The organism is Bradyrhizobium sp. Ses1 (genome assembly GCF_059512365.1).
Window position 1 is genome coordinate 140,985 of sequence record NZ_JCAMOQ010000021.1, and the last position, 7,322, is coordinate 148,306.

Genomic DNA, 7,322 nt, shown 5'->3' on the forward strand with positions numbered 1-7,322 from the left:
CGATGTCTTGGAATTCGAGTATGCGACCTTCAATCTCGATACGGCCTTGCACAAGCATAGGTCGGCCCGACGGCAACTCCGGGTTAGAAGTTTTTGGTTTGATGGACATGTGGTTGTGAGTCGGTGGTTCGTGCCTGTCGAATACGATAGCAACATTCTGGATTGATTTGGAGTGCCGCTTCGAGGACTGGCCCAACGTAGAACGGGGCTCCGACTTTGCTTTTTGCGAGACTGGTAAGCTAATGGCAAAAATGGAGTCAGTGCGTTTTGATAAGCTTTGGTCGCAAAGCTTATCAGTCGGCGAAATTCCATAACATTCGATGTGCGAATTAACTCGAGCCTGAGCTTGCCACGGTCGGCGGGGCTGGTGCGGGAGCAAGGGCGCAAGCAGCAGCGTTACCCTCAGGATGGCTCTATGGCGTTTCTTGTTGCTGGGCAGCCTGCACAGGCGTCCCTGCCGAAGATTCGAGTTGGTTGACTGTCCGCTGCAACAAACTGGGAACGAGACGCTCAGCAAATCCCGCTATTAGGCCAAAAGCCGCTACTGCTTCCCAGTACATGCTCGCGATATGTTTGCCGATTGCATCGCCCAAAATTGTCCCTGCCAGCACAACGATGACGATCCCCGCAACAATCCCAATGCCGATACGAAGACCGGCCATCCAATAATTCATGTTTGATTGATGGCACGGCTTCAATTTGAATTCTTGCAAGCGGGTTGCAACTGACAGCATTGCTCCAGTGGCACCGAACATTCCTGCGATAACATAGGACCTCAGTCCGGCAATGTGCGGTCGGACCGTTTGCCAAGGCGTCCAATCGAATTGAATTGGCTCCCACAGGACCCAAAGCGCGGCGGCCAGTGCCAGACCCCAACACAACAAACAGAATCTGAGGTAACGAATCATATTGTCATTTGTCACTCGCTCTACAGCCATACTCAGCGTTTTTCCGTCAAGCTTTTTCGCGTTTTTGAGGTCGGCTTGATCTTTGTTTTCCATCACCAGCATGACTGCCTGAGCCATGTTGTGGTGATATATTGAGGAAGAGGGACGATGCAGCCCGAACGTCCATCCTGGGCTCATCTGAGCGGTGAGATAACGAAGCTCGCACAACTCCGCGCTGATCTGAGTGAATCTGCCGCGCTGAAGGTCCTCCTCCCGAGGGCAGTCCGAGAAGTGCACATGTACTCCCCGGTGAGAGCGGTAGACCGCGTAGTCTCTCGCGAGCCATAGGATCTCTGCGATCTTATTCCCAAGCTTGTCCTTTTTTCCCACTGCAAGGTCGCATAGGAGGAAGGGTTTCGTGCAGCCCATAGGCTCGCTTGAGAACGGTTCTCTCAATGTCGCTGAAGGGTCGTCCATTCCAGCCTCCCAAGTACAACGGTGTCACCGCTCATGGCCGGCCAAGTTTTGAAAATACCACGGGCGAATCTCCAACGGTGTGAAGGTGATCACACAGCAATGGCTGGCCCACGGATACCGTTGGCCGATGACCCGTCTCAAGCATGCGGGTTCCAGCGCCAGTTCGGCAGTGAATTAAAGAGGTAGACCACCAAGGTCCGAATTTTGGGAAGGCTCTGACGAGCCGCCTATTTGCGAAAGATCGCTTCTTGCTCGTGCCACTCGATCGGAATGGACCTCAGAAGTCGCGCAAGGTCCAGTGCTTCCGGCTGTTGGCCATTCAGGATGGCTTCGGTGAGCGTGGGCGATAGCAGTGTCAGCCGTAGTACCCGGCAGAGATAGGATTCGTTGATCTTTTCTGCCTTAGCTAGCTCGCGCACCGAGGCAAACAGATTTGACTCCAGCATGTTGCGCCACCGATGCGCGCGCACCAGAGCCTTCACAAGCGTATTGTCAACCCGGGGCGGCGGAGGTGACCAGGTGGGTGCCGCTGCCGGGGTGACGACGCGCTTGCGGCCGCCCTGGCGACGGAAGGAAATCGGGATGCTGACGACCATCGTCCGGCCGTCGCGGCTCAGTTTCGGCCTTCCAAGCGGCCCAAGGGTGATGGTGGTCGGTCGGTTCATTCGGCGGCTTCTTGAAAGGTCGGTTGCGTCCCCAGCTCCGCCGCCAGGGAGGTCAGCCCTAAAATGTTCAGGGTGATGTCAAGCTGCTCTGGGCCGAGATCGACCCGGTTGACGAGCAGTTCGACAATGCGGGCCTGTTCTGCCGGAAATAGCTCGTCCCAAAGCTCGTCAAACCCGAGAAGGGCGTTGCGCACGTCCCTTTCGCTGATGTCCTTGCGCTGCTTGCGCGCCGCGCGCCAGGTCTGGACGATGATTTCGGGCGTCTTGAGAAGTCCGCGAACCTGGTCAACCACGATGCGCTCGAGTTCGGCGGCCGGCGCAAGCGGGACGGGACAGTCGGATCTCCCCCGCTTCATCGCGCTCTGGCTAATATAATACCGGTACAGCCGTCCCGATTTCCGGGTGTGGGTCGGGGACATGGCGGCGCCGTCGGGACCAAAAAGCAAGCCTTTCAAGAGCGCGGGAGTTTGCGCGCGGGTGTTGTTGGCTCGCTTGCGCGGGCTTTCCTTCAGAATGGCGTGGACCTGGTCCCAGAGCTTACGGTCGATGATGGGCTCATGTTCGCCGGGGTAGGATGTTCCCTTGTGGACGGCGTCGCCGATATAGACGCGATTGTTGAGCATCTTGTAGAGCACGCCCTTGTCTAGGAGGTGCCCATAGCGATTCGTCTCGCCGGCGGCGACCAGCTCGCGTGCCAACCGGGTTGCGGACTTTAACTGGACGAACCGCCGAAAGATCGCCCTGACGCGTTCCGCGTCGCCTTCGTGGATGATCAGCTTGCGGTCACGAACCTCATAGCCGAGCGGAGTCCAGCCACCCATCCATTTGCCGCGCTTGCGTGAGGCTGCGACCTTGTCGCGGATGCGCTCGCCAATCAGCTCACGCTCAAACTGCGCGAAGGTCACCAGGATGTTGAGGGCCATGCGCCCCATGGCATCTTTGGTGTTGAAAGACTGGGTGACGGAAACGAAGGTAACGCCGTGGCGTTCGAACAGCTCGACGAGGTTGAGAAAGTCGAGCATGGAGCGGGAAAGCCGATCAATCTTATAGACGACGATCACGTCGATCTTGCCGGCCTTGACGTCAGCCAGAAGCCGCTTCAATGCTGGCCGTTCCAGTGTGCCCCCTGAAAAACCGCCGTCGTCGTAGCGATCTGAGACGGGGGACCAGCCTTCCGCCCTCTGGCTGATAACGTAGGCCTCGCATGATTCCCGCTGGGCATCGAGCGAGTTGAAGTCCATGTCGAGGCCTTCCTCGCTGGACTTGCGCGTGTAGATGGCGCAGCGGAGCTTCCTTACCGCCGAGAAGCGCGCCGAAGAACTGTTATCGAAAGGACTGGCGACGCCTTTGTCGGCCTTCTTTGGTCGGCCACGGGAGGTCATTTCCGGTCCTGTGAACTCTTCAGGCCGAAGAAGACCCAGCCATTCCATTTTGTCCCGGTGATCTGCCGTGCCACCGAAGACAGTGACTTATAGGGACGGCCTAGGTATTCGAAATCGTCATGCCGAACGGTCACGCAATGCTCCACGCCTTCCCACTCCCGTATCAACTTGGTGCCGGCGACAGGGCGCAGAATCGGCCGAGCCTTGCGATCGGCCGGCTTTTGGTCTGCGTACTGTTTGGCCATGGCCCTCAGCCGCTCCTCTGTGTCCCGGCTCAACCCGCCATAGGCCAACTCCTGGATCCGATAGGCTAGCCGGTTCTCCAGGAATCGGCGGTTGTAGGCGGGCGGCTCGGTGTCAAAGAGCTCTCGCCAGCGGGTTTTCAAAGCGGTAATGGGGGCGCCTTTTAGGGCCGCCAGTTGCGACAAAACGGTCTCTTTCATGGAGCGAAGTCCTGGTTCGTGGCGGCGACATCACCCCCAGACAGGCTCCTACAGTCGAGCGGAGAATTCGCTTTGCCGTGAAAGATTTGACTGGACTTCCGCTCCAAAACACGCAGGAAGCCGGCCGCCAAAATGTCGGCGATTTCAACGATCGCCTGGCCGCCGTGCGAGGAGTTTCCCCCAGGGTGGCGTTTTCCAGTGATCCACGAATCGGTTTCTATTGCCATGTTCAGGACTGAAACCGATCCGGACGATTTGTCCGGCGCTCAACCTGGCCGCTCGTCAACCGAGGTTGACCGCAGAGTTCATCGGGAGAGGCAAGTGAAAAAGCGGTGGACGTTCGAAACCCCTACGCATGCAGGGTGCGCACGGGGGCCGCTGCGAGCGCGTGAGGAAGCTGTCGCGCTGCTCGCGCCGTTCAAGCATCGTCCCAAAAAGCGGCCGGGCCTTGATTCAAGTGAACTGCTTTCAATGGATCCAGAGACGTTAGCCAGGGCTTCCGTGGAAGGTTTGGCCGAGTATCTGAACTCGTTGCTGAACCGCGCGCATCTCGCGCCAAGAAGCAAAGAAATCAAGGCTAACCTTAAGCGACTTCGCAGCAAACTGCTAGATATCTGCGGTGAACTCGCTTCGCTCGACGACTGGTCACGGCTACACCTTCAGAGCTCATCGGAACCGTGGTTTGACCTCGAATTGCTACCGCCAGTCGCAGGGCTCGGTCGAGGAGGGTTCGCTGAGGGCGCTGCGCAAATAGCGAGTAGAATCCATAGTGTACTGTTGACCCTGCCCGCCGACCGTGGTGGACGGCAGAATCATGATGAACACTTTTTAGGGACCGCAAAAACAAGATTCGTTCGAGAAGCTTTTGACCTATTTGATTCATATCATCCGCGGACCGCAAGCTCGACTGAGGGAGCACCTTTTCATACGTTCGTTCATAGGGTCTATGAATACGCGACGGGCGAACATGACGAGGATAGCGCGGCCCTCTCCCATAAGATTCGTTCTCTCATAACGGCGCTCCATCAATACCAGATGGCAGATGAGGGATTTTGGGCTATCGAAATGAAAATCAGCGACCTCGCAATCGACGACCCAGAGTGCGCTAAACTTCGCGGGCGACAGCGCGAATTTAGCAAGCAAAAGCAAGCACTTGAATCGATATTCGTGCCTGCCCTGGGACGTGTAGCAAAACGTCAACCTCGGACGAAGAACAGGGGGTAGACAGCAAGCCCGAATCATCAAATTAGCCCAGGCTGCAAGCCGTTGTCCTCTAGGAGAGCGGTTGATGTCCGCATTAGACAGTGAATCATTGCATACGACGGAGCGAGGTCGCCTCGCCGTATTAGGTAACTTCTCTTTATCGCTCTCCTCGGAATGTGCGCGCTATCGGTTCTCGCGACGCTCTGACGCTCGTGACTGCGCAGTTCCTCGAGCGTCCCAATGAAATGGTTATCTGCAAAGTGGTCGCACAAGCCGGCGACGACGTCGCGCTTCGTGCAAAGCCCATTCAAGCCCCTGGAGCGTTCAGTCAACATCGGACGCGGGAGCCTCCGACTATACGTGCGCATCGCCGGGGAGCAACGTAAGGCCCACGAGGTGGGTCAGCGGCGCATCAGCAGGTTCAGTAAACGCACTGCCGCGCTGGCCACGATGGCCGACAGCGCGCAATGACCTCCTATATCCCACGCGCGCCTGAATTCGCCGCGAGCATTGAGCGGCTGAAAGCTCGTCCATGGAATGAGTCCATCGTCCAGGCGTATGAACAGGGCTCGATAGCCACGAAGCCGGGGGCGCCGCCTGCGGCTTCTCCGAAGCCACTAAAAGCCTCTCGTTTAGTTCCGCGGCAACGGCCGCGGTCACCCAATCGCCAAACCTCGCGAGATCGGCGGCGGCGGCTCGGTGGGTCGAGCGCTCTGCCCGATACGCTTCGGCATTGTTATACCGAAGGACAGCGGGCTGTTCTTTGCATCATCGCAGGCGAGATCAAGCACCACGGCGTATGCGATTTGCCGATCGACAAAATAGCCGCGCTTGCCGGCGTCTGCCGGACCACCGTTCAAACCACTTTGCATGAAGGCCGCCGGCTGTTCCATCTCAAGGTCATCGAGCGTCCGTTGCGAGGCCGCAAGAGCCTCACCAATCTGGTGGAAATTATCTCGACGGAATGGCGAGCCTGGATTTCACGCGCACCGTCAGACCATCGCCCGAGAGGGTCCAATTCTGTGAAAATGGCGAGCACCACGAAGAACACAGAAAGAAGAAAGGAAGAGGCTTTCCAAGTAACTCGTGGCGATTGCTATCAAGAAAACGGGCCCCAAACTCGGGGGCTTGCACTGAGGAGGATTGGAAATGCCAACGCATGCACCGCGTTCAGGCTCGACCAGCGTCCCAAGCGCGAATAGACCAACGCGAGAGGCGCTTCTCCGGGGCGAAGCGTCCAGAATGTACGTCTCCGGGATGTGTTGTTGATCCGGCCTTCGGTTGACGGACATCGGCCTCCCTTGTGGCGGATTCCTTGTGGGTCCTTCCAGTAGCCGAGCGTATCGCGGGTAGTTCCCATCCCGACATCTCGGTAGCTGGAGGTTCAAAAAGTTAGGTTGACAGAGTTGACATGGTTGACAGCGATGGTTGACAAGCCGAAGCAGAAGTCCACGCAAGTGCGTGGGAGCTTGCGTTGGCCTAAGCTAAACTTCGCAAATTGCGAATATTGCTGCCCAAAGTAGTTGGAGGCGTGCAGGGGGCTGGTCGTCCAGCCTGCTGATCATCATTTCTCTGGCATTTGCAAACCGCGGGCGCGCTTTGCGATAAACGCGTGAGAGCTGTCGCACGTTGCCGCTCAGCGATAAGGCGGCAGCTTACGCCTTCGCCCGCGTTGACGAGTATTGTTCCCATGCGCCGCTTAGAGCTTGCTTTTCACCCGACTCTTCAACCCCATTGAGGCAGGATGGTTTGAAGGGTTGATGCGGCGGGAAAGGCGCAAATGAGCACCAAGGTGCGTGAATTTATCGATTTTTGGATCGAGAATAGCATCCACGCTTCCGATCGAATTGGTGCGGGCGGTGCCTCTCAAGACGTAGCCGAACTGGCGCGGCGCTGCATCCAAATGGCGAGGGAACAGGGCATCTCGGAACGGGCCATCAACGCGGAAATCGGCAACCTTGCGGAATACGTCGCTCGGAAACTTGCGGCCGCAAACAAAGCCGAAACCACGCGGCGGCAGCACGAGAAGGGCGGCAGTTCAGAGGGATAAGCACGCTTCGGCGATCCTATAGCTTGCCGCTATGCCAATCTGACCCTTGGCGACATGACCGCAGCGCACCGTTCCAGACCGCCGAGGCTAAGTGTTGCGCAACTGATCGATCAGTGCGCGCGCGCTCTTTAGATCATCGGTCGCGAAACCTTCACTGAATTTGTTGTAGACCGATGATAGAAGCTGTTCCGCCGCGGCAGGCTTGTCCCGACCAC

8 protein-coding genes are annotated in these 7,322 nt (G+C 57.6%); 4 read left to right on the forward strand and 4 right to left on the reverse strand.

Translation table 11 applies throughout. The features are described 5' to 3' along the window. Positions 1-413: 413 nt before the first annotated feature. The 4 genes from AC5ZG5_RS23745 to AC5ZG5_RS23760 all read right to left on the reverse strand — a co-directional run bounded on the left by AC5ZG5_RS23745 (position 414) and on the right by AC5ZG5_RS23760 (position 3,854). Positions 414-1,364, reverse strand: coding sequence for a hypothetical protein (locus AC5ZG5_RS23745; protein WP_456644043.1), 951 nt, complete (start codon positions 1,362-1,364; stop codon positions 414-416). Positions 1,365-1,591: 227 nt separating this feature from the next. Continuing rightward, complete coding sequence (locus tag AC5ZG5_RS23750) at positions 1,592-2,029, reverse strand: hypothetical protein (protein WP_456644042.1); 438 nt, start codon at positions 2,027-2,029, stop codon at positions 1,592-1,594. After that, positions 2,026-3,411: a recombinase family protein gene (locus AC5ZG5_RS23755; RefSeq protein ID WP_456644041.1), complete on the reverse strand. Its 1,386-nt coding sequence runs from the start codon at positions 3,409-3,411 to the stop codon at positions 2,026-2,028. Before AC5ZG5_RS23755 ends, AC5ZG5_RS23750 begins: the two co-directional genes overlap by 4 nt. Continuing rightward, the gene (locus AC5ZG5_RS23760) at positions 3,408-3,854 is read right to left on the reverse strand and encodes a DUF2924 domain-containing protein (RefSeq protein ID WP_456644040.1); all 447 of its coding nucleotides are present in this window, start codon (positions 3,852-3,854) and stop codon (positions 3,408-3,410) included. The genes AC5ZG5_RS23755 and AC5ZG5_RS23760 overlap by 4 nt, the downstream gene beginning before the upstream one ends. A gap of 132 nt (positions 3,855-3,986) precedes the next feature. Between AC5ZG5_RS23760 and AC5ZG5_RS23765 the strand changes: the two genes are divergently transcribed. From AC5ZG5_RS23765 to AC5ZG5_RS23780, 4 genes are all read left to right on the forward strand, one after another. After that, entirely contained in the window at positions 3,987-5,078 is a 1,092-nt protein-coding gene (locus AC5ZG5_RS23765) for a hypothetical protein (RefSeq protein ID WP_456644039.1), read from the forward strand. A gap of 219 nt (positions 5,079-5,297) precedes the next feature. Further along, positions 5,298-5,528: a hypothetical protein gene (locus AC5ZG5_RS23770; protein WP_028162328.1), complete on the forward strand. Its 231-nt coding sequence runs from the start codon at positions 5,298-5,300 to the stop codon at positions 5,526-5,528. Continuing rightward, positions 5,525-6,259 carry a hypothetical protein gene (locus AC5ZG5_RS23775; RefSeq protein ID WP_456644038.1) on the forward strand — a complete coding sequence of 245 codons (735 nt, stop codon included), beginning with the start codon at positions 5,525-5,527 and terminating at the stop codon, positions 6,257-6,259. Before AC5ZG5_RS23770 ends, AC5ZG5_RS23775 begins: the two co-directional genes overlap by 4 nt. A 578-nt stretch (positions 6,260-6,837) precedes the next feature. Further along, on the forward strand, positions 6,838-7,107 hold the full coding sequence (locus tag AC5ZG5_RS23780) for a hypothetical protein (protein WP_456644037.1): 270 nt from the start codon (positions 6,838-6,840) through the stop codon (positions 7,105-7,107). Positions 7,108-7,322 lie beyond the last annotated feature (215 nt).